We start from the raw sequence: 23,433 nt of genomic DNA, 5'->3' as shown, positions 1-23,433 counted from the left end.
CTCTACTTCGCGGGACCCCGAAGGCGTCCCGGCCGCCACGCGGCGACGACGAAAAAATTTAGGAGCGAAAAAAAAGTTTCAAGGGGTGAAGAAGGAATTTTTCGACCGTGACATAGAATGGTTAATCCTTGGTCCAGACCTAATTTAAGAGACGCGCGCGAAGCTTCCTGAGGATCTCCCGGAGGTCCTCGACGTACTCCTGCGTGGCCCGTCGCGCCTCTTCCAGGCGGGATGGCCTGGAATGCGAGGATTTGCCGGACTGTTCCTGTTCATCAGACTGTTTCACGCCCATAGGATCGGCGGCCTCGACGCCAGCCCCTTTCGCAAGATCAATGGTATCTCGGGAGCCCTGTTCGAAGTGCTCGCCCAGCTGCTGCGGTCGCGTGATCATCGGCAGCGCTTTACCGGCGACGCGCAAACCAAATGCCGAGCAGAAGCGCGGCAAAAAGCGACTGCAGCGGGGCTTTCACCGTCACGTTGCGCAGACGTTCGACCCAGCGCATCGCTGCATCCTGTGAAGTTGTCCGGGTTCGCCCTGCCGTCCGCGAACCCAGTCTTCACGTTCGACCGCTCCGCCGAAACCCGCTCAAGGCCGCCCTGTTCATCCGTCAATCCGGAGGCTTCCGTCATCGGAACCTCCAAAGCTGGCGCCACAGAAACCGGCCGCGCGCGTCCAGGTTCCTAGGCCGGCTTCTGACGCGCCCCCCGCCGCGGGCTCCTTCGCGGCCGGCCGGCTGACGCTTTCTTCTGGGCAGGCTTCTTCTAGCCGCCTGGGCCGCAGCGCCGCCGACGCTCTTGCGCAGCGCGACCATCAGATCGACCACGTTTTCGCCCTTCGGGTCTTGCCGGCGCACTTCTGGGGGCGGCCTCGATTCAAGGCGAACGACAATGCCGGTTCCGACAAGTCAGTCGACATCCCGTCGAAACGAGATCTGCGGTTCCAAGCATCAGATCGCGCAACACGCGAGAGAGCCCTCCTCCCGCGTCCCATTTCGATCCTCTATGAGCTTACTTTATCAAACACGGCCCAAGGCGAGCTTGGATCAGCAAGCCCAATCCATCATGGGGAAGTTTGAGCTAACTGGCACCAGTGAGATCGAAGCAAATGAAGAGTGGTCCGTTTTGCGTCACACGAGAACTCCCGCCGGGACAGGCGGCCTGCAGTACCTAACGATCGCGCGTATGTACGCAGATGGCGGAAGGGGGGCCTGTCAATCCTTTTTGAAATTGCTTTTCCGTCCTCGCCCCGCACGGTCGGCGGCCCTAGTCTAGCAACGGTGTTTTGGCGGCTTCATTGCGATGGTCCGCACGAACTCACGTACCTTACCGTGCATGGGAGATATCAATACGAGCCGGCCTGCTGCCCCGGCATGCGCAAGGCTGGATCAAACGGGTTGATCTTCGGCGCAAGCGCATCGGCCTCGCGCCGAAGCACCCGGACCACAGTCGGCAAACGCTCAGCATTGAGCCGCGCGACTGTGGTGCCGATGCTGATTGCGGCGAGCGGTCGGCGCTCGCGATCGAGAATCGGTACCGCAACCCCAGCCATGTCCGGCAGAAGCCCCGACCCGCGCGCAGCAAAGCCGCTTTCCCGAACTCGCTCGATCTCATTGCGGAAGAACACTTCATCGAACAGGCCGAAATGGAGGAGTCGCGGCAGGTTGAAGCGGATCACCTCCTCGCGTTCCGCTTCAGGCAAGTGAGCGAGGATTGCCATGCTGCCTTGGCCAACGCCAAGTATCACCTTGCCGCCGACGTCGTTGGTGAAGGATCGGATCGGCAGCGGCCCTTCGCAGCGGTCGAGACAGACCGCCTCATACCCACTGCGCACCAGCAGGAACACAGTGTCGCCCAACGCAGCGGACAACCGCAACAGCACAGGTCGACAAATGTCGCGCAGATTGCTCGGATTCCCCGCTCGGGCCGCAAGCGAAAAGAACTCGACACTCAGCCGGTAGTACTTGCTGCGCGCATCCTGCTCCACCATGCCTTCATCGATCAGCATGCGTAGCAGCCGATGCGCTGAGGCAGGGGTCAATCCAGCCGTTTGGGCGGCATGCGTCAGCCTCGCCCCCTCGCCGCCACTCGCGGCCAGTGCACGCAGCAGTGCAACTGCGCGCGGTAGGCTTCCGGAAGGTCCGTTTCCTAAGGCATCATTCGACATATGAAAAATATTCTGTGCTAACGGGCGGTAACATTACATATAATGGAAAGGTAGGGCCACCTCTTTGCACATGTCGGAATATGGCATTGACACGACAGACATTCAAAGACCTGAATAGCGGGTGACGTCCTCGCTCTGGCAGTCCCGCCCCATGCACGAACCGGTCTTGCGTGTTGAAGATCTTCGAGCCGAATTTCGCATTGGTGCGGAATGGTATCCGGCCGTGGATGGCGTCTCCTTCACGCTCGACCGCAATGAGACGCTGGCCCTCGTCGGCGAGTCCGGCTGCGGAAAGTCGGTCACCGCCCTCTCCATCATGGGTCTCGTGCCGCAGCCGCAGGGTCGCGTGTCGGCAGGGCGCATCCTGCTCGACGGAACGGACCTGCGAACGCTCGATGAGACAGGGTTCGAAGCTCTGCGCGGCGACCGCATGACGATGATCTTCCAGGAACCGATGACGAGCCTCAATCCGGTGATGAGCATCGGCGCGCAGGTCGGCGAGGCGCTGCGCGTCCATCGCGGTCTGTCGCAGGAGGACGCGCAGGCGAAGGCACTCGCTGTGCTCGAGGAAGTGAAGATTCCGTCTGCAAAGCAGCGCTTCCACGATTATCCGCATCAATTCTCAGGCGGCATGCGTCAGCGCGTGATGATCGCGATGGCGCTCGCTTGCGAGCCGACGCTGCTGCTCGCCGATGAACCGACGACCGCCCTCGACGTCACCATTCAGGCGCAGGTGCTCGGGCTGCTTGCCGACCTGAAGGCGCGGCATGGCATGGCGATGCTGTTTATCACGCACAATCTCGGCGTCGTTGCCCAGATCGCCGATCGCGTCGCGGTCATGTATGCGGGCCAGATCGTCGAAGAAGCGCCTGTGCACGAGATTTTCGCAGCGCCCGCCCATCCGTACACGCACGCGCTCTTCTCGGCCATCCCGCGCATGGACCGCGCCGAGCAGGCGCTCGCCGCCATTCCAGGGCGCGTGCCACCCTTGAACGACATGCCGAAAGGGTGTCGCTTCGCGCCGCGCTGCCCGTTGCGCCGCGAAGGATGTGAGGTGCCGCAGGTTCTGGCGGCTGCTGCCCCACGGCATCTCGCGCGGTGTCACGTCGCAACGAACGCTTTTGACAAGGAGCTTGCCCGTGCTTGAGGTGGATGGTCGCGTCGTCATGGTTTCGGGTGCGTCGCGCGGGATCGGCCGCGCGGTGGTGGAGCGCCTGATCGATGGCGGCTATCGCGTCTCAGCCGGGGTACGCGATTCCCGTGGGATGGTCGGGTCCGATCGGCTGATGCTGCATCGTTACGATGCCGAGTCGCTGCCCTCGGCGGAAGCATGGGTTGCAACGACAATCGAGCGCTTCGGCCGGCTCGACAGCCTCATCAATGCTGCCGGAATCAATCCGGAAGCCAATCTGACCGATCCTGACGAGACGGCGCTCGACGCCATGATGCTGATCAACGTCAAGGCCCCGATGCGGCTCATTCGCCTCGCGCTGCCGCATCTCGCCAAGACCGGCGAAGGGCGCGTGATCAACGTCGCTTCGATGTCCGGCAAGCGCGTCCGCAATCCCAACGTCGGTTATGCGATGAGCAAGTTTGCGCTGCTCGCTCTCACCCATGCCGTACGACAGTACGGCTGGGAGCACGGTATTCGCGCGACTGCGATCTGCCCAAGCTTTGTTGCCACGGATATGACCGCCCATGTCACCAAATGGCCGCGCGAGAAAATGAGTGATCCGCGCGACATCGCCGAGCTGATCGCGACGGTCCTGCGACTGCCCAACACGGCGACCATCGCCGAACTGCTGGTCAATTGCCGGCTGGAGGACATGTTATGAGACTGCAACGGCTGGCGGAGACGGATCGATCCGCCGTGTCATTCATGCTCGACGGCGCTGCCGTGACCGCGCTCGAGGGCGACACCTTGCTCACGGCCGTTCTCGCGAGCGACGATCACCTGCGCGAGAGCGAATTCGGGGATGGTCTCCGTGCCGGCTTCTGCCTGATGGGGGCGTGCCAAGATTGCTGGGTGAACGTCGAGGGGAGCGGCCGCGTGCGCGCCTGCACCACCCCGATAACCGAGGGCATGCGCGTGTCGCGCAGGATGGGGCAGCCATGAGCGTTGTCATTGTCGGCGCCGGTCCGGCCGGGACGCGCGCGGCCGAGGTTCTCGTCGGCGCAGGCCTGCGCCCAATCGTGATCGACGAAGCGCCCGACAACGGCGGGCGCATCTATCAACGTCAGCCCGCAGGATTCCATCGCAGCGCGCGCACCCTCTACGGCTTTGAGGCCATAAAGGCGCAGGCCGTGCACGACACTTTCGACCGGTTGCGTCCCGCGATCGACTTTCGCCCACGAACGCTCGCATGGAATTTGCGCCCCGGCGTGATCGACACGATCTGTGACGGAAAGGCGAGCGCGGTGCCTTTCGCACACACAATCCTTTGCACTGGCGCGATGGACCGGGTGATCCCGCTGCCGGGCTGGACGTTGCCGGGCGTCTTCACGCTGGGTGGATCGCAGATTGCCTTGAAGGCACAAGGCTGCTCCATCGGTGCGCAGGTCGCGTTTGTCGGGACCGGTCCGCTGCTCTACCTCGTCGCCTATCAATATGCCCGCGCTGGTGCGCGGATTGCGGCCGTGCTTGACACGACACCGTTTAGCAACAAGGCGAGACAGGCGTTCGGGCTGATGCGTGGTGGAGTAATTTTCGCGAAAGGCCTCTACTACATCGCCTGGCTGCGCGCACACGGCATCCCCATCGTCGAGGGCGCGACCCCACTCGCGATCGCGGGCAACGGCCAGGTCGAGACACTGAGCTGGCGGGACGCGCGCGGCGACAGACACGAGGCGGCAGTCGATGCCGTCGCACTCGGCTTCGGGCTGAAGCCGGAGGCGCAGCTCGCCGATCTTGCCGGCGTCCCCTTCGAGTTCGATCCCGTGCAGCATAATTGGGTGCCGCGCAAGGATCTCGCCGGGCGAACATCCGTCGAAGGCGTGTTCCTCGCCGGCGACGGCGGTGGCATCCGGGGCGCTGATCTCGCCGAGGCGGCGGGCGCACGTGCCGCCAGGGCTGTGCTGGCAGCCCGCGGCTCGGCGGTCGATGCGCGTGACGTCGCGCGCCTCGATGCGCGTGACGTCGCGCGCCTCGATGCGGTTCTGGCGGCCGGCGCCACCTTCCGCGCCGCACTGGAGCGTGCATTTCCATTTCCGGCAAACCTCGCAGCCAGCATCGCCGACGAAACGATCCTGTGCCGGTGCGAGACGATCACGGCGGGCGAACTGCGCGCGGCCGCGAGCGAAGCGCTGGCAACGCTGCCGCCACCAGAAGTCAATCGGGCGAAAGCCCTGACCCGCGTTGGCATGGGCCGTTGCCAAGGTCGTGTCTGCGGCGCGGCCGCGGCCGAGGTGCTGGCGGCCGCACTCTCCTGCCCGGTGGAGCAAGTCGGTCGCCTGCGCGGACAGCCGCCCGTCAAGCCGATCCCCATCCTTCCCGCGGAGGCCGCATGAGCGTGACGGCGACCGATGTGCTGATCGTCGGTGGCGGCGGCGCGGGCTGCTCCACGGCCCTACATCTGGCAAGCCGCGGCGTGCGATGCATTCTGCTCGAACGCGGCCAGATCGGCGGACAGGCAAGCGGCGTCAATTACGGCGGCGTGCGCCAGCAGGGGCGGCATCCGGCCGAACTGCCGCTCGCCCGCCGCTCCCGGGAGATCTGGACGAGACTGCCACAGCTCATCGGCACCAACTGCGAATTCGAGGTGACCGGTCACCTCAAGCTCGCACGCAGCGAAGCCGAGGAAGCCAACCTCGTCGCCTATCTCGACGTCGCCAAGGCCAATGGACTTCCGCTGATCATGATCGGAGGCAACGCCATCCATCAACAATATCCGTGGCTCGGCCCGGATGTCGTGGCCGGCTCGCTCGCGCCTGACGACGGCGCTGCCAACCCGCGCCTGTTGAGTCCAGCTCTCGCGCGAGCCGCGCGCGACAAGGGCGCTGACATCCGCGAATTCAGGCCAGTCAGCACTCTGGCCCACGATGGCACCCAGTTCATTGTGACGTCAGGCGAGCATGAATTTCGCGCCCGATATCTCGTGAACACGGCCGGCTATTGGGGCGGCGCGGTCGCGAGCACGTTCGGCGAAGCGGTTCCGATTTCGCCGCTCAACCCCAACATGCTCGTGACCGAGCCCCTGCCCTACTTCATCACGCCCAATCTGGGTGTCGTCGGCGGCGACGTCTACCTGCGCCAGATTCGCCGCGGCAACGTGATCTTCGGCGGCGGGCGCGGGGAATCCGATCCGGACGTTCCGCGTTCACGGCCGCTGCCCGAACCAAGCTATGCGGTCATGGCAAAGGCGCTGCAGCTCGTGCCACAGCTTGCGGGCGTGCAGGTGATCCGCAGCTGGACCGGCATCGACGGCGAAACACCGGACGATATTCCGGTGATCGGGCCGAGCCGCACCACGCCTGGCCTGTTTCATGCATTCGGATTCTCCGGCCACGGTTTCCAGCTCGGCCCGGCCATCGGGGCCATCATGAGCGAGCTCGTTCTTGACGGACACACCGATGTTCCGCTCGAGCCGTTCCGGATCGATCGTTTCGCGCAGGACGGATCACTCAACCAGCAGGGACAGAAACATGAAGCTTCGCATCACGCTTAGTGCAGCGCTCGCGGCCGCCACAATCGTTTCGGTGCCTACTTCGGCGGCACCGAAGACCGATCTGAAAATCGGCATGGCTGCACAAGACGTCGGCCAGCTCGATCCTCACCGCGCGGTCAGCACAATCGACCGCACCGTGGTTGCCTGGATGTATAGTGGCCTCGCGCGCTTCAAGCCGGGGACGATGGATCCCACACAGATCGAGCCGGATCTCGCCGAGAAATGGGAAGCAAGCGCCGACAAGCTCGACTGGACGTTCCATCTGCGTCACGGCGTCAAGTTTCACGGCGAATTCGGCGAGTTGACGGCCGATGACGTCGTCTTCAGCCTCAAGCGAGCCAGCGATGCCAAGACCTCGGCCTTCTCCGCCGACTTCGCCGCTTTCAAGACCATCGAGGCGACCGATCCCTACACGGTCCACATCGTGCTGGCGCGGCAGGTGCCGAGCCTGCTGGGGCTGCTCACAAACTATTCCGGCGGCTACATCGTCAGCCGCAAGGCGGTCGAGAAATATGGCGCGGACTACACGCGCAATCCGGTCGGCACGGGGCCCTTCGCCTTCGTTTCCGACACGCCGAACCAGTCGCTCGAACTCGCAGCCTTCGACGGTTATTTCCGCGGTAAGCCGCAACTGCAGCACGTGAGCTATCGCTACATTCCCTCAGACTCCTCGCGGGACCTTGCCTTCCAGAACGGCGAAATTGATCTCATCTACGGCAAGCAGGATCAGGCCTGGATAAACCGCATCCGCGCGTTACCGAATTCGGCCGTCGACGTCTTCGAACCTGGCGAACTCGCCAATCTCAATCTCAACGTCACAGCGAAGCCGCTCGACGACATCCGCGTGCGACAGGCGATTGCCTACGCCGTCAACCGGCCGGAACTCGTGAAGTGGCAGGGGGCCGACACGGCGCGGCCGGGCCAGAGCGTCATTCCGGCCGGCTATCTCGGATTTTCGAAGGACGTCGGTCTCGTCAGCACCGACATCGCCAAGGCGAAGGCTCTGCTCAAGGAGGCGGGCTATCCCGACGGCGTGACGATCAAGGTGATCCACACCCAGCTGCCGCAGATGCTGGGCAGCATGCAGGTCGTGCAGGCGCAGCTGAAGAAGGCAGGCATCAATCTCGATATCGAGGTGGTCGATCATGCCACGTTCCACCAGCAGATCCGCAAGGATCTGAGCCCGATCGTCTATTATGCGGCGGCGCGATTCCCGATAGCGGACATCTACTTGACCCAGTTCTTCCACTCGGCGAGCATCGTCGGCAAGCCAACGGCGGTCACCAATTTCAGCCATTGCGACGTGGCGGACAAGGAGATCGACGCCGCCAAGACCGAGCCCGACACCGAAAAGCAGGTTGCCCTCTGGGTCGAGGCCCAGAAAAAGATCATCGCAGCCGTCTGCGCCGTTCCGCTGGCCGAGGGTCTGCAGATCTGGGCGCATCGCACCGACCTCGACTTTGGCTACGACTTGAAGGCGTCACTGTCGCTCGGTCCGCTCTTGACCGAAGCCACGCACTTCAAGTGAGTTAGGCAGGATCAGCCACAGGATCGCCCGGTGATTGGCTTCATCATCCGCAGGCTGCTGGCCTCTATACCAACGCTGCTCGCGGTATTGACACTCGTCTTTCTGCTGGTGCGCGTGGTCCCAGGCGATCCCGCGATCGCAATCCTCGGCGATCGGGCGACTCCGGACGCCCTCGCAGCATTGCGCGCCGAACTCGGCCTCGATCGCTGGATCGGCGCGCAATATTTCGACTTCCTCGGCCATGCCTTGCTCGGCGATCTCGGCACCAGCATGGTCACGCACCGTCCGGTCTGGACCGAAATTGCCGAAGCATTGCCGCACACCATCGTGTTGACGCTGGCGGCCATGGCGATTGGCTGCTTGATCGGCATTCCCGCCGGCATCGGGGCAGCGCTACACCGCAACGGCGCGATCGACGTGCTGACGCGCCTGTTTTCACTGCTCGGGCTGTCTTTCCCGGTCTTCGTTTCGGGAATTTTCCTGCTTATCGTGTTCGCGTTGCAACTGCACCTCTTTCCTGTGATCGGCAATCCACGCGCCGGCGACTGGATCGACGGCCTGCATAAGCTCGTCCTGCCCGCGATGACCCTCGGCATCGTGATGGCAGCCTATGTCGTACGCGTGACGCGCAGCTCGATGCTGCAGGTCCTTGGGGAGGACTACATCCGCACCGCGCGTGCCAAGGGCGTACCACGGCGCGCCATCATCTGGCGCCACGGGTTCTCCAATGCCTTGATTCCGGTGGTCACCGTCGTCGGCCTCTATGTCGGCATCCTCATCGGGAATTCCGTGCTCACCGAAATCGTCTTCAACCGGCCCGGCCTCGGCAAGGTGATCGTCAGCGCGCTAACCCAGCGCGACTACACCATGTTGCAAGGCATGATGGTGATCTACTGTTTCCTGATCGTCGTCGTGAACCTCGTCACCGACATCAGCTATGGCTTCATCGATCCAAGGGTCAAGCAATGACGGATGTGGTCCTTTCCGCACCACGCTCGTCCTGGCGTACGATGGCCGGACGGCTCTTGACCGATCCCACGACAGTCGCGGGCATTGTCCTCTGCACGATCGTCGTGGCCGGCGCGTTGCTGGCTCCGTGGCTTGCTCCACGCGATCCCCTCGAACAGAACATTCTGGATCGCCTAGCGGGACCCGGTTCCGAATATCTGCTCGGCACCGACCAATTCGGCCGTGACGTGCTGTCGCGGCTGCTTTGGGGGGCGCGAGTGTCTCTGCTGGTGTCGTTTCTTTCCATTGCAGCCGCCGTCATCATCGGCGGGGCGATCGGTATGGTCAGCGGCTACATTGGCGGCCGGTTCGATCTCTTCACCATGCAGGTCATGGACGTCCTGCTGTCGTTTCCAAGCCTGATTCTCGGCATGATCATGGTGGCCCTGCTCGGCTCGAGCGTCACCAATCTCGTCATTGCGATTGCGCTGACCGCGATAGCTCCGTTTGCGCGCATTGCGCGAGCACCCGTTCTGGTGCTCAAGGAGCGCGCCTTTATCGAGGCCGGACGCGCGCTCGGCTTCTCGCATGTGCGCATTCTGCTCGTGCATGTGCTGCCCAACATCGTCAACGATCTCATGGTCATGGGCACGCTCTGGATGGCCACCGCAGTCCGCACCGAAGCCTCGCTCTCCTTCATCGGGCTCGGCGTCAAGCCGCCGACGCCGACCTGGGGTGGCATGATGCGGGATGGATTCGAGAACATTCTTGATTCGGCATGGCTGTGCATATGGCCAGGCCTGGCAATTCTTGCACTGGTCCTGGGGCTGAACCTCGTCGGCGACGGCCTTTATGATGTGACCGATCCGAAGGCGAACGCCCAATGACCTCGTCCCAGGCCCTGCTCGAGGTCCACGACCTCGCCAAGCATTTCACGGTCACCAAGGGTTTCCCCCGCCCGGTCACTACGACGGTCCGCGCCGTCGATGGCGTCAGCTTCGTGGTGGCACGCGGCGAGGCGTTCGGCCTCGTCGGCGAGTCCGGCTGCGGCAAGTCTACGGCGGCGCGCACCGTGCTGCGTCTGATTCCGCCGGATGCCGGCCGTGTTCGTTTCTCAGACATCGATGTGACCACCGCCCATGGATCGACGCTACAGCGGCTGCGCCGACGCATGCAGATCGTCTTCCAGGATCCATATTCGTCACTCAATCCGCGGCGTACGATCGGCCAGAGCTTGACAGAGCCGCTGGGCGTGCACGGCCTCGCCCGCGGTCGAGCCGCGCGCGAACGGGCAATCGCATTGCTGGAGGAGGTAGGCCTGCCGCCGTCCGCCTACGACCGCTACCCGCACGAATTTTCGGGCGGCCAGAGGCAGCGGGTCGGGATCGCGCGTGCTCTGTCTGTCGAACCCGAACTGATCGTTGCCGACGAGCCGGTCTCCGCACTGGACGTCTCCGTTCAGGCCCAGGTGCTCCTGTTGTTAAAGGACCTGCAGGCTCGGCGCGGCCTGACCTTCGTGTTCGTCAGTCACGATCTCGGTGTTATCAGGTGGTTCTGCTCGCGTGTCGCGGTCATGTATCTCGGACGCATCGTCGAGAGCGGTCCGGTGGCCCGCGTGTTCGGCGCACCACGCCATCCCTATACGCGCGTGCTGCGCGATGCTTCGCCGATCCCCGATCCGAAGATAAGAGGCCAGATGCCACGCATCGTTGGCGAAATTCCGTCAGCCGCCAATCCGCCAGCAGGATGTCACTTCCACCCTCGTTGTCCGCGCGCGTCCGACCTGTGCCGCACTGCGTATCCGGAATGGCGGACTAATGGTGCTGCGGGTGTCGCCTGTCATCATCCTGAGAACTGATTGGTCGCATCGGCTGCAGTACGCGATCATCTCCTACGCGGCGACATCGCATGGACTCGCGTCGGCGGGGCGCAAATCGTGGCCTGTCACCGACCGCTCACGAAGGCCGTCGCCGGCTTGGACCGTCATCCACCGGAACGGCGAGCCACAGCGGGATCAACGGCGACCGGTCATTGCGGTGCACCTCTCCTACGCTGAGGAAGCAATCCAAGTCTTCGGCCAGTACCGATTCAAGCGCATTCAGGCGGTCTACCCCGGAACCGGCGCTTCCGGTTGCAACAGGCGCGCGGCCTTGAAGTGAACGATCAGGGTCTCGATCTGGCTAGGCAGCTGATTGGGGTAGGACCGGCCGCCGGGAGCGATCACACAGCGCCTCGAGACCATGCTCCTTGTACCGAACGAAGATCTTGTAGCCGGTCTTGCGCGATATGCCGAACTGGCGACAGACCTCGGACATGGCCTCTCCATCCTGAAGCCGGGCGACAAAGCGAAGGCGTTCTTCCATGACCGAACGAGCTCTCCACGGCATCGACACCTCCCGCAGAAAAAAAGCGGAAAGTGTAATCCATGTCTCCGGTACGTTCTGTCACCTATGTCTCGGGCTGCTCACCACACCAGCCGAACCTACGATATCTCATCCAGAGTTGCGCATAGAGTTCGTGAGAACGAGCACCAGCGCAGCTCTACGCTCGTGCGAAGGAATATTGAAGCCCTGCGGCTACCCGTCGGGTCAAGGCGACTTCCATCGCGGAAACTCGAAGGCGCGCATTTCCGGTAGACACGGGGCCTCTGGTCAGATTCCACCCGCCTCGGATTACGGGCCGCAGTCAGAGTTAAACGCCAAACGAAACGCCTACCCTCCGAAGGCAAACGTCACACGTTCGAACTCGTGTTGGGCGCGCCATTAAGCGTTATTCGGCTACAGTTTGACCCGTGAACGGTGCCGAGGGTTGATCCCGCTCAACACCGCCCAATTGCTTGAATCATCACCGGAACGCTCATCTCGTGCGGGTTCAATGTTGGAAGCCGAGGGGGTCAAAGTTCGAAGCTTGTTTACAGCGAGCGGAGCTTTACGCTCATACATGCGAGAGTTGAAAGACCTCGGGCTATCGGTCGGGCGAAGCTGTCGCCAAAATTCGAAAGCTATCGCAATATTCGGACCCGCGATCGCGGGGCTGGATGGACCGAGTCCCCTGAAGCCGCTCAGCTGCGATTGCAGGTTCAAAGCGCCGCCTCGCAACCATCTCAAATTGCTATTTCAGGCCCTGGCCTGAAGGATAGTGGGCAGCCGGTTACGGTCTGATCGCGATCCTCATCGTGGCCTCTTGGCTGTAAGAAACACCCTCTCTCAGCTGATCTCGTTGACATAGTGATGTCGTTTGGTCGTGGCGCGGTGCTCGCTGAGCAGCGTCAACACGCCCGTCTGGTCGTAGGCTTCCTCCCGGATCACGAGGACGGCGTTGGGGGAAGGGAGCGCGAGCAGGCGACGGTCGTCCTTGTCGGCGAGCTCTGCAAGCAGCTTTTCACGTACCGCCGCAATTCGAATGCCGTAGACGTCGAGCAGATGGAGATAGAGAAGCGCGGGCACTCGGGCCGGCACGTCAGGGAAATCGGGGACGCGGCGTGCGACCAGGCGGATCCGCGAATGCATCACGGGTGCTCTGCGGATGCGCCGGATGCGATGTAGACGGATCAGCGGCTCACCAACGGGCTCGGCGAAGAGCGCAGCCTCTTCAACGTCGGCAGGTCCAATCTGCACCGACAGAACCTCGGGCGCGGAATGCTGCAAGGTGCCGTCCTCGCCATGCAGCCGGAAATACTGAAAGAAGAAGCGAAGACTGTGCTGCGGTGCGCGTCCGGTTACGACCGTTCCGGTCTTGCGCCGCCGCGCCAGCATGCCATCAGCCGTCAGGTCGGCCAAGGCGCGGCGAATGGTACCGACCGCAACTCCATATCGCGCCGCAAGTGCAACCTCGCCCGGCAAGACAGTACCAGGGGAAAGCTCGCCGACGAGGATCGCCTCGGCGATCTGCCGCTTGACGTGCTCGTACAGCGGAACCGGCAGGCTCGAGGGGAGGGTCGCTGCCTTTGCCTGTTTGCCGGTCACATGTGCCTCATTCTTTGGAATTGACAGCAATCGGCGCCCATCGTTTATTTCTATATAGAATATAGAAATCGCCAAAAGCAAATGATTTTGTCTCCATCAAAGCCCGGGCCGACGCTGGCCGACAGCTTCGCCGAGATCGAACGCAGCGCTGAAAGTGCGGTCGACGATCTCGCGCGGATGATTGCGGTGGATACGAGCTTTCCCCCCGGCGCGGGATACGATGCGTTTGTCGAGCTCATGGACGGCGTACTCGCAACGCTCGGCATGGAACGCCGGCGCGTCGACGTGCCGGAGCACTTGTGGCGCGTCGCCGGCGGCCCGGCGCACGGCACGCGCACCAATCTCATTGCACGCCGCCGCTCCGGCAAACCGGCGCTTGGCTTGTATTTCCACGTCGATACTGTGCCGGCCTCGCCGGGCTGGGCAACCGATCCACTGCGACTGACGCGCGATAGCCATCGTCTGATCGGCCTTGGCGCCGCCGACATGAAGGGTACCATCGCCGCTGTGCTGCTGGCGCTGCGCGCGGCCGACAGGATTGGCCTGCCGCTCGGCTATGATCCGATGCTGCTGTTTTGCACCGATGAGGAAGGCGGGCTCTATCCCGGCATACGCTATCTCGCCGAGCAGGGCTTGCTCGAAGGTCACATCCTCAATTTCAATGGCGTTGCAGCGCCGCGGATCTGGGCCGGGTGCTTCGGTCTGTTCACGCTGCTGGTGAGGGTTCATGGTCGCACAGTGCATGCGAGCGAGGCCGCGCTTGCCGGAACCGGCGCCAATGCCATCGAGGCCGCATTGCCGATCCTCAATGCGCTCGCCGCGCTCAAACCGGAGATTGCAAAGCGCATCTCTGCCCTGCCCGCCGCGCCAGGCGCAAGGGGCCCGCTCGCCGCACAGCTCGACATCTCCGCCGCGCATGGCGGCCAATGCGGCGGGCAGATTCCCTCGCAATTCGAGATCCTCGTCTCCCGCCGTTACGCTCCGGAGGAGGATTTCGTGGCAGCGCGCGGCGAAATCGAGAATACGATCCGCAAGGCCGTGCCGGAGGCCGAAATCGAGATCGCTCTTACCGGTCATTTGACGCCGACGTCGGATCCGACGGGCCCTCATTGGCCGCGCTGGCAGGAAGCGCTGTCGGCCGGGTTCGGTTACGCGCCCGACGAATTCGCCAAATGGGGCGCCACGAGCTGCTCCGATTTTGGCTGGGTGCAAGCCACCGGCATGCAGGAGATCCTTTTGACTGGCCTCGGCCGCTCGGACAGCCGTATCCACGCGCCCGGCGAATTCACCACGCTCACCGACATCGTCGCGCTCGCGAAGTCAGTCCTTGCCTATCTGTCCGCCGAATTCCGGCCCGACCTTTCGCCTGAAGCAACCGCCATTCGCTAACTCAGGAGCCTACCCCTATGCTGACCGTCACCCGCCGCGTCTTCCTTGCCGGGACTGCCATAAGCCTCGTCACGCTTCCCCGGATCGCCATCGCCGATACACCCAAGCGCGGCGGCGTGCTGCGGATGTCGCTGGATCAGGCGGCCTCAGTCATTCATCCGATGCTGGCACGCGTCAATCCGGAGTATCTCGTCACCGAGCTGCTCTACTCCAACCTGACCCGGTTGAAGCCGGACATGACCGTCGAGCCGGACCTCGCGCTCTCCTGGGACCCGAACGAGACGCGCACGGAATGGACCTTCAAGTTGCGCCCTGGTGTGACGTTCCACGACGGCTCGCCGCTGACTTCGGAAGATGTAGTCGCCACCATCAACGCAATCCTCGATCCGAAGACCGCATCCCCCGGCCGAACCAATGTCGGTCCGATCAAGGAGGTCGCAGCGATCGATCCCTTGACGGTCAAGTTCACGCTCACCGGCGCCTACGCCGACCTGCCGGTGGCTCTCACCTATCTCAACGCGCGCATCGTTCCGGCGAAGGTCATCGCGTCCGATCTCGCCAGCCTCTCGACCACGGCGAACGGCACCGGGCCGTTCAAGCTCGTCTCTTATGAGCCCGACCGAAAGATCGTCGTCGAACGCAACGCCGCCTATTACGACCCGACGCGGCCATACCTCGACCGCGTGGAATTGCTCGTCTATCCGGACCGCACCGCCGAAGCCTCCGCGATGATCTCCGGCGAGATCGACCTGCTCCTGACGACGACGCCAGGCGAGTATGAGCGACTTGTGAAGGCGAGCGGCGTCAAGGCGCTGCGCACGCCGTCCGGCCAATTCCTCAATATCAACCTCGGATGCGATCAGAAGCCCTTCAACGATATCAGGGTCCGCCAGGCGCTGGCACTGGCAGTCGATCGCGAGGCAACCGTCGGCTTCGTCGCCGGGGGCTACGGCACGCCGGGCAACGACACGCCGCTGAACCCGGCCTACCACTTCTACAAGAATATCCCGATGAAGAAGCCCGACATCGCCAAGGCGAAGCAGCTTCTCACCGACGCAGGCTATCCCAACGGCATCGATCTGACGCTGATCGCTTCCGACAGGCCAGCCACCCGCACCCAGCTCGGCGTCGCGATTCGCGAGATGGCGGCCGCGGCCGGCTTCCGCATCAACGTGCAGACGATGCCGCACGCGACCTATCTCGACCAGGTCTGGAAGAAGGGCAATTTCTACGTCGGCTTCTACAACATGCAGCCGACGGCGGATGCGATCTTCAACCTGCTCTACACGTCCAACGCGACCTGGAACGAAACCCACTGGAACAACAGCGAGTTCGACAGCGTCATCAATGCGGCCCGGGTCGAGACCGACGAAGCGAAACGCGCCACGCTCTATGGCAAGGCGCAGGAGATGATGAACACCGAGGTCCCTTCGGTGATCTCGGCATTCTTCGATCTTCTTGCTGCACAGCGGTCCTATGTCGAAGGCTACACGCTGCATCCGCGCGGCTCGGTGTTCCGCCTCGACATGGTCTCGCTAGGCGCCGGCGCGCCGAAGCGCGCCTGACGTCGGAGACATCGGGTGTCGTTCACCTGGTTCGCGCGCCGGCTGATGCTGATGGTCTACACCGTCATCGTCGTCTCGATGCTGGTGTTCGTCATTACGCAGGTCCTGCCGGCCGACGCGGCCCAGTCGCTGCTCGGTGAGAACGCGACGCCCGAAATGCTGGCCGCGCTCAGGGCAAAGCTTGGGCTCGGCGATCCCGCCTGGCAGCAATATCTGCGTTGGGCCGGCCACGTCTTCAGCGGCGATTTCGGCATCTCGATGCGGACGAGCCAGCCGGTCGGCCCGGACATGCTGGCGGCGTTGTCGCGTTCGCTGCTGCTCGCGGTGTCGTCCATCCTCGTTACGCTCGCCGTCGCCGTGCCGCTCGGCGTGGTGTCGGCGCTGCGGCAAGGCAGGCCTACCGACACTGGCGTGAGCCTGATCGCCTATCTCGGTGTCTCGCTGCCCGAATTCGTCACCGCGACGCTGCTCGCACTCCTGCTGGCCGACACGCTGCATTGGCTGCCGGCAACCGGCTACGTTTCACTGCTGGAAAATTTGGGCGACGGCCTCCATCATCTGGCGCTGCCGGTCCTGACCATTTCGGTGATCCTCATTGCCCACGTCATGCGCATGATGCGCTCCGAGACGCTCGACGTGCTGAAGTCGGACTACATCCGCGCCGCGCGGCTAAAGGGCCTGCCGGAACGCACCGTGCTGTTTCGCCATGCCCTGCGTAACGCATTGCTGCCGGTGGTCACAATCATCGCGCTGGACGTCGGCTATCTGCTCGGCGGCATCATCGTGATCGAGGAGATTTTCGCCATTCCCGGCATCGGACGTGCGCTGATGGTCGCCATCACCACGCGCGACCTGCCGTCGATCCAGGCCGGCGCGTTGATCATGGCAACCACCTATGCCGTCACCAACACGCTTGCTGACATGGCGTACGCCCTTCTCGACCGGCGGATCCGCTATGACTGAGCTGTTCATCCGCCTGATCCGGAGGCCGCAGGGTTTTGTCGGCGTCGCTCTCCTGGCCCTTATTGCCCTCGCCTGCCTGTTCGGACCGGCGCTGGCACCGTATGCGCCGGAGAAGATCGATTTCATTGGGCGGTTTCGCGCGCCAGGCTGGCATAACTGGCTCGGCGCGGATCAATTTGGCCGCGACATCCTGAGCCGCCTGATGGTCGGTGCGCGTTCAACCGTTCCGATGGCTCTCATCGCAACTCTGGCCGGCAGCGCAGCCGGCGCGATCATCGGTATCGGCTCGGCCTATCTCGGCGGTCGAACCGACGAGGCCATCATGCGTACCAACGACGCCGTGATGGCGATCCCGGGTCTCCTGATGGCTCTGTTGCTGGTCTCGACGCTCGGCAACGGCGCCGGAAACGCTGTCGTCGCCATCGCGCTGGCCTTTGCACCCGGCATGGCGCGCGTGACGCGCTCGGTCGCGCTCAACGTGCGCAACCAGGATTACGTCAAGGCGGCCATCGCGCGTGGCGAGGGTGCGGCGTGGATCATCTTCCGCGAGATGCTACCCAATGTGATGGCGCCGATCGTGATCGAATCCACCATTCGCGTGTCCTTTGCCGTCATGCTGTTCGCAACGCTCAGCTTCCTCGGCGTCGGCGCGCAGCCACCTGCATCCGAATGGGGGCTCATGGTGGCAGACGCCCGGCAATACATGTATCAGGCGCCGTGGGGATTGATCGCGCCGTCGGTCGCGATCGCGCTCACCGCCATTGCCTTCAACCTCCTCGGCGACGGCCTTCGCGACGCCCTCAATCCGAAGGATGAGCGGTGACCCCAGCGCTTACGATCAAGAATTATGCGCTCGACTACATGACCGCCGCCGGGCCGGTGCGCGTGCTGCAAGACGTTTCATTGGAGGTGAGGCCGGGCGAGGTGCTCGGACTCGTCGGAGAATCTGGCTCAGGCAAGAGCTCGCTCGCCTGGGCGCTGATGCGCCACCTGCCGGACAATGCTCGCGAGGTCAGGGGCTCGCTGCACCTCGGTGACATCGACCTCCAGCGCCTCAGCCATCGCGAACTGACCAAAATCCGCGGACGCCGGCTCGGCATGGTGTTCCAGGATCCATCGACCGCGCTCAACCCGACGCTCACCATCGGCCGGCAGGTCACGGAGACCCTGATCCAGCATCGCGGCCTCACGCAACGCCAGGCCGATGCGCTGGCCATCGAACTGCTCGGTCATGTCGAGCTGCGCGATCCCGCCGCGATCATGCGGCGCTATCCGCACGAGATTTCCGGCGGCGAAAAGCAGCGCGTCATCATCGCCACGGCGTTCGGCTGCCGGCCCGACGTCATCCTGTTCGACGAGCCGACCACGGCGCTCGACGTCATCACCGGCGCGCGCATCCTCGAGCTGTTTGCCCGGCTGCGCGAGGAGACGGGCGTTGCCGCGCTCTATATTTCCCACGATCTTGCGCTGGTGACGCGGGTCGCCGACCGGGTCGCGGTCCTCAAACGCGGCCATCTGGTGGAGCAGGCCCCGGCCGCCGAGATTTTTCGCGCGCCACGTCACGCCGAGACGCAAATCCTCGTGCAAGCCGTGCCGAGGTCGGAGCGACGCCTCGTTCACGACAAATCCAGCGACGAAGTTCTTCTCTCGGCCTCGGGCATCGAAGTCCATTACGGCCGCGCCGGCCTTTTCGGCCATGCGCCGCCACCGGCGACGAAGAGCGTCGGATTGGAGGTGCGGGCCGGAGAAATCCTCGGCCTCGTCGGCGAGTCCGGATCCGGCAAATCGTCGATGGCGCGGGCGCTCACCGGCCTTGCCCGCTTCTCGGGCAAAGTCTGCTTCGACAAGCGGATGATAACTAGCGCGCGTGATATGGACGCGACCTATCGCCGCGATGTGCAGATCATCTTCCAGCATCCGGATGCCTCGCTCAATCCGCGCCACAAGGTCGGCGAAATCCTCTCCCGTTCCCTGAAGCTCTATGGCGGCAACGCCGCCGAGATCTCCCGCCTGCTCGAGCAGGTCCGCCTGCCGGCATCCTACGCCGGACGCTGGCCCCACCAGCTTTCGGGCGGCGAGAAGCAGCGTGTCGCCATCGCGCGGGCCTTTGCCGCACGGCCGAAGCTCGTGATCTGCGACGAAATCACTGCGCCGTTGGATGTCTCCGTGCAGGCGCGGATCATCGAGTTGCTGCTGGCGCTGCGTGCGGTGACCGGAACCGCCTTTCTGTTCATCACCCACGATCTCAACCTCATCCGGCAAATCGCTCACCGCATCGGCGTGATGCGCCAAGGCGAAATGGTCGACCTGTTGCCGGTCGAGGATTTCGACGCAGACCACGTTCATCCCTACACCCGCGAACTGATGGCCGCTTCCCCCGTACCGGTCGGTTGACGAAGGATTTACCCAATGGATCAAGACGCACTTCTCGCCCGGATCGATGTGTCCGCCGCGCTCGACCTGCTGTCACGCATGGTGCAGCACAAGAGCTACTCTAAATCGGACGGCGAGAAGCAGCTTGCGGCCTACATGGCAGGCCGCATGCGCGAGATCGGCCTCGAGACCGAGCTCTCGCCCTTCGGCAATGAAGGCCGCGTCAATGCCGTCGGCCGCTGGAAAGGAAGCGGCGGAGGCAAGAACCTGATGTTCAACGGCCATCTCGACACCAATCCGGTGACGGAGGGGTGGACCGTCGATCCCTGGGCCGGCAAGGTCGACGACGCCTTCATCTACGGCATCGGCGTTTCCAACATGAAGGCCGGCGACGCCGCCTATTTCTGCGCGGTGAAGACGCTGAAGGACGCCGGCGTCAAACTTAAGGGCGACGTCATCCTCACCTACGTGGTTGGCGAACTGCAGGGCGGGGTCGGCACCTACTCGCTGGTCGAGCAGGGCCTTCGCGCCGACTATTTCATCAATTCGGAGCCGACCGACCTGAAGGCGATGACCATGCACGCCGCGGCGTTCATGTTCATCATCGAGCTGACCGGCAATACCCGCCACCTGTCCAAGCGCGAAGAGGCGGTCGACGCGATCACGGCAGCGTGCGATCTCATTCCGCGCCTCAATGCGATGAAATTCTCCGGTGCCCTCTCGCCCGAGCATGAGGGAATCAACCGCGTCCATGTCGGCGTCATCCACGGCGCGCTCGGCCGCGAGCTGCACGAATGGCGCGCACCACAGGTCGCGGATTTCGTGCGGATCAAGGGCTCGGGCCGCTACGCATCGGGCCAGACCGAGGCCGGCGCGCTCGCCGACATGCGCCGCGAGCTCGACGCGCTTGAGGCACGCTTTCCCGGTCTCAAGGCCGCGGTCATGTCGGAAGACCGCGCCGGCGTGCCGACCATGCCGCCGTTCGAGGTAGCCCGCACGAGCCCGATCGTCGCGGCGATCAACCGCGCTTATCGCTCCGTGCGTGGCGAAGACCAGCCGACGGGAGCCGTTGCGCCGAGCTGCTTCTACGGCACCGATGCTGGCCACCTGCACTATTTCGGCAAGATGGAGGGCATCGTCTGCGGCCCCGGCGGACGCTACAACACGATGCCCGACGAGCGGGTCGATATCGCCGACTACCTCGATATGATTCGCATCTACATGCTCGCCATCCTGGAGATCTGCGGTTGATGGCGCTTGAAAGCACAAATATCTTCATTGCGCGCTGAATCCCCGACGTTGGTCGCTAACACTGCTTGACCCCTTGTCGGCGCCGAAGCTTGACCACGGCGAGCAATGGCGAAGCCCTTGGACAAGCGCCGAAGAATACATCGAGCGTGGGGTCAATTTTGTAAGCCGACGGGGGTCAAACTTCGGCGCTTATTCACAGTTGCGCATCGATAACCACTGCTTGTCCCGTGCGCATAGATTGCAATGCCGCTTCAAATGCAGCGAGCGTCGCCAGGACATCGTCGTGTGGCACGGGATAGGGTCGCCTGCCCTCGACTGCGTCGGCGAAGGCGACGAGCTCGTCTGTCAGCACATCCGAGGCTGGACATGTGATCGTCTCGGGGCTGGTGCCCGAGCGACGTCTCACCAATGTGACGTCGTCCAGCACCTCCGCAGAGCCGTGGGTGCCGAACACGTGAACGCGCCAATAGAACGGTGTGGCGCGAACGGTCGCAAGCGTACCCGTGATGCCACTGGTGAAATCAATGGCAAGAATCGCACTGTCGAGCGGGGGTGGGCCGGCCGCTCGGGAGCTGAGACGGGCGTAGATCCGCCGCACCGGTCCGACCAGGCTGACGAACGCATCGAGCACATGCAAGCCCGCGCCGGTGAGGCCGCCGCCCGGGGACTCCGCTGGAGAGAGCCGCCATCCCGTGGTGATCATTTGCGAGTTCTCGTTGCTGTTGTGACCTTCGATGTGAAGGATCATGCCGAGTTCCCCACTGGCAACAACAGCCTTCAGAGCCTGGAGGGACGGCCAGAAGCGGCGGTTGTGGCCCACGGCCAGCACCACGCCCGCAGAATGACAGGCCCCGAACATCGCTGCGGCATCCTCCCGGCGAAGCGCGAGTGGCTTCTCGCAGAAAACCTGTTTCCCGGCCTCGGCCGCTGCAATCGTCTGCGCAAGATGCTGGGAATGTGGGGTTGCCAGAAGCACCGCCTCGATTCCGGAATCCGCGAGCACCGCCTCGAAGCTCCCGGCGAGCATTACGCCATGCATCGCGCAGAAGTCTCGCGCGCGTTTAGCATCGGGCTCGACGGCATGTGTGATCTTCAGCCGGCGGCCGCGCCCCGCAGCCTCGACCAGGCTTCGCCCCCAGCGTCCGAGACCGACGATCGCACATTTGATCATGACGGGCGCCGCAATGGATTGATCCACCGAGCGCCCAGCCGAGATTGAGGCGTGATCATTTTCCGCGTATAGCTGATGAGATCCCTAATACCGGAGCTCAAATGGTTGACGTCAGCGATCTCTATGAGCGCGGCCTCGAACGCCGCAAGCGAATGCTCGGAGCAACCCAAGTCGAGTCTCGGATGGCCACGTCGGGAGACTTCGGAGCACCGCTGCAAACCGTCATCAACGCGTACGTCTACGGCGACATTTGGGAACGCAAGGGTTTGTCTGACCCGATGCGCAGCCTGGTGATGCTCGCCATCACGGCTGCCGCCGGCAAGACGGCCGAATTCCTCGTGCATGCACAAGGTGCGCGTGCGAACGGCTGTACGGCCGAGCAGGTGCAGGACGTCCTTCTGCTGGTGGCCATGTATTGCGGCATCCCCGCCGCGATAGAAACGACCCGGATCGCGGCGGAAGTGTTCGCGGACGCTGCGCCCGGGGGGCCGACACCGAAAGTGTAGGGCTGCCCGATCGGGACGCCCTACCCTGTCGCCCTCGTTACGCCGGGATAACACTCTCAGTAGCATAGGTATTTTCCCTGCAGCCAATCTCTCAGATCCGGTAAAGGCGGGCGGCGGTGTCGTGCAGGATCGCACGTTGCTGCCGGGGGTCGAGACCGTCGATGGCCTCGCGAAATGTCCCATAGAGCGTCGCATAGTCGGTCCAGAGCTTCTCGATCGGGAAATTGCTGCCATAGAGACAGCGGTCTGCCCCGAAAATGGCAACCGTCTCGCGAATGATCGAAGTCATCAAATCGGCGCGGCACCCACGTACGAACGTCCCCAATCCGGACAGCTTGACGTTCACGTTCGGCTGCTCAGCAAGCGCCGACATCCCCGCGCGCCATTTCTTCCATCCATCCTCCGAGAGATCTTCCGGCATCCCGGCATGCTCAAGGACAAAGATTGTCTCGGGAAACGCACGCGCCAGCGCTGCACCGTCCTGCATCTGGTCGGCAAAGACCTGCAGTTCGAAGAGCAGATTGTACTTCGATAGAAGCGACAGGCCCCGGCGCCAAACTCCGTCGTTCATCACATCGGGCCGCGATGCAAACCGGTACTGCAGATTCTGATGCCAATGAAGCTGCTGGCGGATGCCGCGCGTTGCCGGCAACGCCGCCAGCCGCTCGATCAGCACTTCACACTCGGGATCGGCCAGATCGGCGTGCGCGACATTTGCATGGGGCCAGCCATGCTGGTCAATGACCGACTGGACCCATCGCGCCTCATCGTAGCTCTTGCCTGGCGGCCAGTTGGTCTGCACGTAGACCGATTTGACGACATTGCAGCCAGCCGTGTCGGCCAGGAATTCGTCAATCGGGTAGTCGCGCCGTATCGGTCCGTAGGACCCGAAAATGCGCGGCACCTCGGGGCCTGACAACCAGGTCAGATCATTCAGGCGCCAGAT

The 23,433-nt window shown here is 63.4% G+C and carries 21 protein-coding genes and 1 pseudogene; 17 read left to right on the top strand and 5 right to left on the bottom strand.

What is annotated here, in order from left to right; genetic code table 11:
* The first annotated feature begins 241 nt into the window (after positions 1 to 241).
* Positions 242 to 685, top strand: a complete 444-nt coding sequence (locus tag XH89_RS14240) for a hypothetical protein (RefSeq protein ID WP_194467650.1) — start codon at positions 242 to 244, stop codon at positions 683 to 685.
* 657 nt (positions 686 to 1,342) lie between these two features.
* Here the strand turns inward: XH89_RS14240 and XH89_RS14235 are convergent.
* Positions 1,343 to 2,164, bottom strand: coding sequence for an IclR family transcriptional regulator (locus tag XH89_RS14235; protein WP_194467649.1), 822 nt, complete (start codon positions 2,162 to 2,164; stop codon positions 1,343 to 1,345).
* Positions 2,165 to 2,315: 151 nt separating this feature from the next.
* Here XH89_RS14235 and XH89_RS14230 point away from each other — a divergent pair, with 151 nt between their 5' ends.
* Genes XH89_RS14230 through XH89_RS14190 form a run of 9 tightly spaced genes read left to right on the top strand, consistent with a single transcriptional unit; the run spans position 2,316 to position 11,162 of the window.
* On the top strand, positions 2,316 to 3,311 hold the full coding sequence (locus XH89_RS14230) for an ABC transporter ATP-binding protein (RefSeq protein ID WP_194467648.1): 996 nt from the start codon (positions 2,316 to 2,318) through the stop codon (positions 3,309 to 3,311).
* Complete coding sequence (locus XH89_RS14225) at positions 3,304 to 3,999, top strand: SDR family NAD(P)-dependent oxidoreductase (protein WP_194467647.1); 696 nt, start codon at positions 3,304 to 3,306, stop codon at positions 3,997 to 3,999. Before XH89_RS14230 ends, XH89_RS14225 begins: the two co-directional genes overlap by 8 nt.
* The gene (locus XH89_RS14220) at positions 3,996 to 4,280 is read left to right on the top strand and encodes a (2Fe-2S)-binding protein (RefSeq protein ID WP_194467646.1); all 285 of its coding nucleotides are present in this window, start codon (positions 3,996 to 3,998) and stop codon (positions 4,278 to 4,280) included. Before XH89_RS14225 ends, XH89_RS14220 begins: the two co-directional genes overlap by 4 nt.
* Positions 4,277 to 5,671, top strand: coding sequence for an NAD(P)/FAD-dependent oxidoreductase (locus XH89_RS14215; protein WP_194467645.1), 1,395 nt, complete (start codon positions 4,277 to 4,279; stop codon positions 5,669 to 5,671). Before XH89_RS14220 ends, XH89_RS14215 begins: the two co-directional genes overlap by 4 nt.
* The gene (locus tag XH89_RS14210; protein WP_194467644.1) at positions 5,668 to 6,828 is read left to right on the top strand and encodes an FAD-binding oxidoreductase; all 1,161 of its coding nucleotides are present in this window, start codon (positions 5,668 to 5,670) and stop codon (positions 6,826 to 6,828) included. The genes XH89_RS14215 and XH89_RS14210 overlap by 4 nt, the downstream gene beginning before the upstream one ends.
* Complete coding sequence (locus XH89_RS14205; RefSeq protein ID WP_194467643.1) at positions 6,806 to 8,356, top strand: ABC transporter substrate-binding protein; 1,551 nt, start codon at positions 6,806 to 6,808, stop codon at positions 8,354 to 8,356. Before XH89_RS14210 ends, XH89_RS14205 begins: the two co-directional genes overlap by 23 nt.
* Positions 8,357 to 8,386: 30 nt before the next feature.
* Entirely contained in the window at positions 8,387 to 9,325 is a 939-nt protein-coding gene (locus XH89_RS14200; RefSeq protein ID WP_194467642.1) for an ABC transporter permease, read from the top strand.
* Entirely contained in the window at positions 9,322 to 10,191 is an 870-nt protein-coding gene (locus XH89_RS14195; RefSeq protein WP_194467641.1) for an ABC transporter permease, read from the top strand. The genes XH89_RS14200 and XH89_RS14195 overlap by 4 nt, the downstream gene beginning before the upstream one ends.
* Complete coding sequence (locus tag XH89_RS14190) at positions 10,188 to 11,162, top strand: ABC transporter ATP-binding protein (protein WP_194467640.1); 975 nt, start codon at positions 10,188 to 10,190, stop codon at positions 11,160 to 11,162. The genes XH89_RS14195 and XH89_RS14190 overlap by 4 nt, the downstream gene beginning before the upstream one ends.
* 282 nt (positions 11,163 to 11,444) lie before the next feature.
* Here the strand turns inward: XH89_RS14190 and XH89_RS14185 are convergent.
* Together XH89_RS14185 and XH89_RS14180 are read right to left on the bottom strand one after the other, a co-directional pair.
* Positions 11,445 to 11,691 (bottom strand): annotated as a pseudogene (locus XH89_RS14185) (helix-turn-helix domain-containing protein); the annotation flags it as partial.
* Positions 11,692 to 12,510: 819 nt separating this feature from the next.
* Positions 12,511 to 13,269, bottom strand: coding sequence for a GntR family transcriptional regulator (locus XH89_RS14180; protein WP_194467639.1), 759 nt, complete (start codon positions 13,267 to 13,269; stop codon positions 12,511 to 12,513).
* An 81-nt stretch (positions 13,270 to 13,350) separates the two neighbouring features.
* On the opposite strand from XH89_RS14180, the gene XH89_RS14175 reads away from it, so the two are divergent.
* Genes XH89_RS14175 through XH89_RS14150 form a run of 6 tightly spaced genes read left to right on the top strand, consistent with a single transcriptional unit; the run spans position 13,351 to position 20,810 of the window.
* Positions 13,351 to 14,658 carry a M20 family metallopeptidase gene (locus tag XH89_RS14175; protein WP_194467638.1) on the top strand — a complete coding sequence of 436 codons (1,308 nt, stop codon included), beginning with the start codon at positions 13,351 to 13,353 and terminating at the stop codon, positions 14,656 to 14,658.
* A gap of 17 nt (positions 14,659 to 14,675) precedes the next feature.
* A complete protein-coding gene (locus XH89_RS14170) occupies positions 14,676 to 16,223 on the top strand; it encodes an ABC transporter substrate-binding protein (RefSeq protein ID WP_194467637.1) in 1,548 nt (515 codons plus the stop codon).
* Positions 16,224 to 16,238: 15 nt separating this feature from the next.
* Positions 16,239 to 17,186, top strand: a complete 948-nt coding sequence (locus XH89_RS14165; protein ID WP_246767834.1) for an ABC transporter permease — start codon at positions 16,239 to 16,241, stop codon at positions 17,184 to 17,186.
* Positions 17,179 to 18,009 (top strand): ABC transporter permease, encoded by an 831-nt coding sequence (locus tag XH89_RS14160; RefSeq protein ID WP_194467636.1) that lies wholly within the window; start codon positions 17,179 to 17,181, stop codon positions 18,007 to 18,009. Before XH89_RS14165 ends, XH89_RS14160 begins: the two co-directional genes overlap by 8 nt.
* The gene (locus XH89_RS14155) at positions 18,006 to 19,580 is read left to right on the top strand and encodes an ABC transporter ATP-binding protein (protein WP_194467635.1); all 1,575 of its coding nucleotides are present in this window, start codon (positions 18,006 to 18,008) and stop codon (positions 19,578 to 19,580) included. Before XH89_RS14160 ends, XH89_RS14155 begins: the two co-directional genes overlap by 4 nt.
* Before the next feature lie 15 nt (positions 19,581 to 19,595).
* Positions 19,596 to 20,810 carry a M20 family metallopeptidase gene (locus XH89_RS14150; RefSeq protein ID WP_194467634.1) on the top strand — a complete coding sequence of 405 codons (1,215 nt, stop codon included), beginning with the start codon at positions 19,596 to 19,598 and terminating at the stop codon, positions 20,808 to 20,810.
* A 193-nt stretch (positions 20,811 to 21,003) separates the two neighbouring features.
* Here XH89_RS14150 and XH89_RS14145 read toward each other — a convergent pair whose 3' ends face one another.
* Positions 21,004 to 21,981 carry a Gfo/Idh/MocA family protein gene (locus XH89_RS14145; protein ID WP_194467633.1) on the bottom strand — a complete coding sequence of 326 codons (978 nt, stop codon included), beginning with the start codon at positions 21,979 to 21,981 and terminating at the stop codon, positions 21,004 to 21,006.
* Positions 21,982 to 22,082: 101 nt separating this feature from the next.
* Here XH89_RS14145 and XH89_RS14140 point away from each other — a divergent pair, with 101 nt between their 5' ends.
* Positions 22,083 to 22,487: a carboxymuconolactone decarboxylase family protein gene (locus XH89_RS14140; protein ID WP_194467632.1), complete on the top strand. Its 405-nt coding sequence runs from the start codon at positions 22,083 to 22,085 to the stop codon at positions 22,485 to 22,487.
* Between the two features lie 91 nt (positions 22,488 to 22,578).
* Here the strand turns inward: XH89_RS14140 and XH89_RS14135 are convergent, their stop codons facing one another.
* A complete protein-coding gene (locus XH89_RS14135; protein WP_246767833.1) occupies positions 22,579 to 23,406 on the bottom strand; it encodes an amidohydrolase in 828 nt (275 codons plus the stop codon).
* Positions 23,407 to 23,433: the final 27 nt, after the last annotated feature.

Origin of the sequence: Bradyrhizobium sp. CCBAU 53340 (genome assembly GCF_015291645.1) — a bacterium.
Taxonomy (GTDB): domain Bacteria; phylum Pseudomonadota; class Alphaproteobacteria; order Rhizobiales; family Xanthobacteraceae; genus Bradyrhizobium.
This window is presented reverse-complemented; position numbering and strand designations above follow the sequence as displayed.

Excerpts from the sequence above, each read along its gene's own strand:
- XH89_RS14160 (WP_194467636.1), top strand. The coding sequence starts at position 17,179 with ATGACTGAGCTGTTCATCCGCCTGATCCGGAGGCCGCAGGGTTTTGTC.
- XH89_RS14205 (WP_194467643.1), top strand. The coding sequence starts at position 6,806 with ATGAAGCTTCGCATCACGCTTAGTGCAGCGCTCGCGGCCGCCACAATC.
- XH89_RS14140 (WP_194467632.1), top strand. The coding sequence starts at position 22,083 with ATGGTTGACGTCAGCGATCTCTATGAGCGCGGCCTCGAACGCCGCAAG.
- XH89_RS14175 (WP_194467638.1), top strand. The coding sequence starts at position 13,351 with ATGATTTTGTCTCCATCAAAGCCCGGGCCGACGCTGGCCGACAGCTTC.
- XH89_RS14195 (WP_194467641.1), top strand. The coding sequence starts at position 9,322 with ATGACGGATGTGGTCCTTTCCGCACCACGCTCGTCCTGGCGTACGATG.
- XH89_RS14210 (WP_194467644.1), top strand. The coding sequence starts at position 5,668 with ATGAGCGTGACGGCGACCGATGTGCTGATCGTCGGTGGCGGCGGCGCG.
- XH89_RS14240 (WP_194467650.1), top strand. The coding sequence starts at position 242 with ATGCGAGGATTTGCCGGACTGTTCCTGTTCATCAGACTGTTTCACGCC.
- XH89_RS14215 (WP_194467645.1), top strand. The coding sequence starts at position 4,277 with ATGAGCGTTGTCATTGTCGGCGCCGGTCCGGCCGGGACGCGCGCGGCC.
- XH89_RS14170 (WP_194467637.1), top strand. The coding sequence starts at position 14,676 with ATGCTGACCGTCACCCGCCGCGTCTTCCTTGCCGGGACTGCCATAAGC.
- XH89_RS14145 (WP_194467633.1), bottom strand. The coding sequence starts at position 21,981 with ATGATCAAATGTGCGATCGTCGGTCTCGGACGCTGGGGGCGAAGCCTG.
- XH89_RS14235 (WP_194467649.1), bottom strand. The coding sequence starts at position 2,164 with ATGTCGAATGATGCCTTAGGAAACGGACCTTCCGGAAGCCTACCGCGC.
- XH89_RS14220 (WP_194467646.1), top strand. The coding sequence starts at position 3,996 with ATGAGACTGCAACGGCTGGCGGAGACGGATCGATCCGCCGTGTCATTC.
- XH89_RS14190 (WP_194467640.1), top strand. The coding sequence starts at position 10,188 with ATGACCTCGTCCCAGGCCCTGCTCGAGGTCCACGACCTCGCCAAGCAT.
- XH89_RS14230 (WP_194467648.1), top strand. The coding sequence starts at position 2,316 with ATGCACGAACCGGTCTTGCGTGTTGAAGATCTTCGAGCCGAATTTCGC.
- XH89_RS14150 (WP_194467634.1), top strand. The coding sequence starts at position 19,596 with ATGGATCAAGACGCACTTCTCGCCCGGATCGATGTGTCCGCCGCGCTC.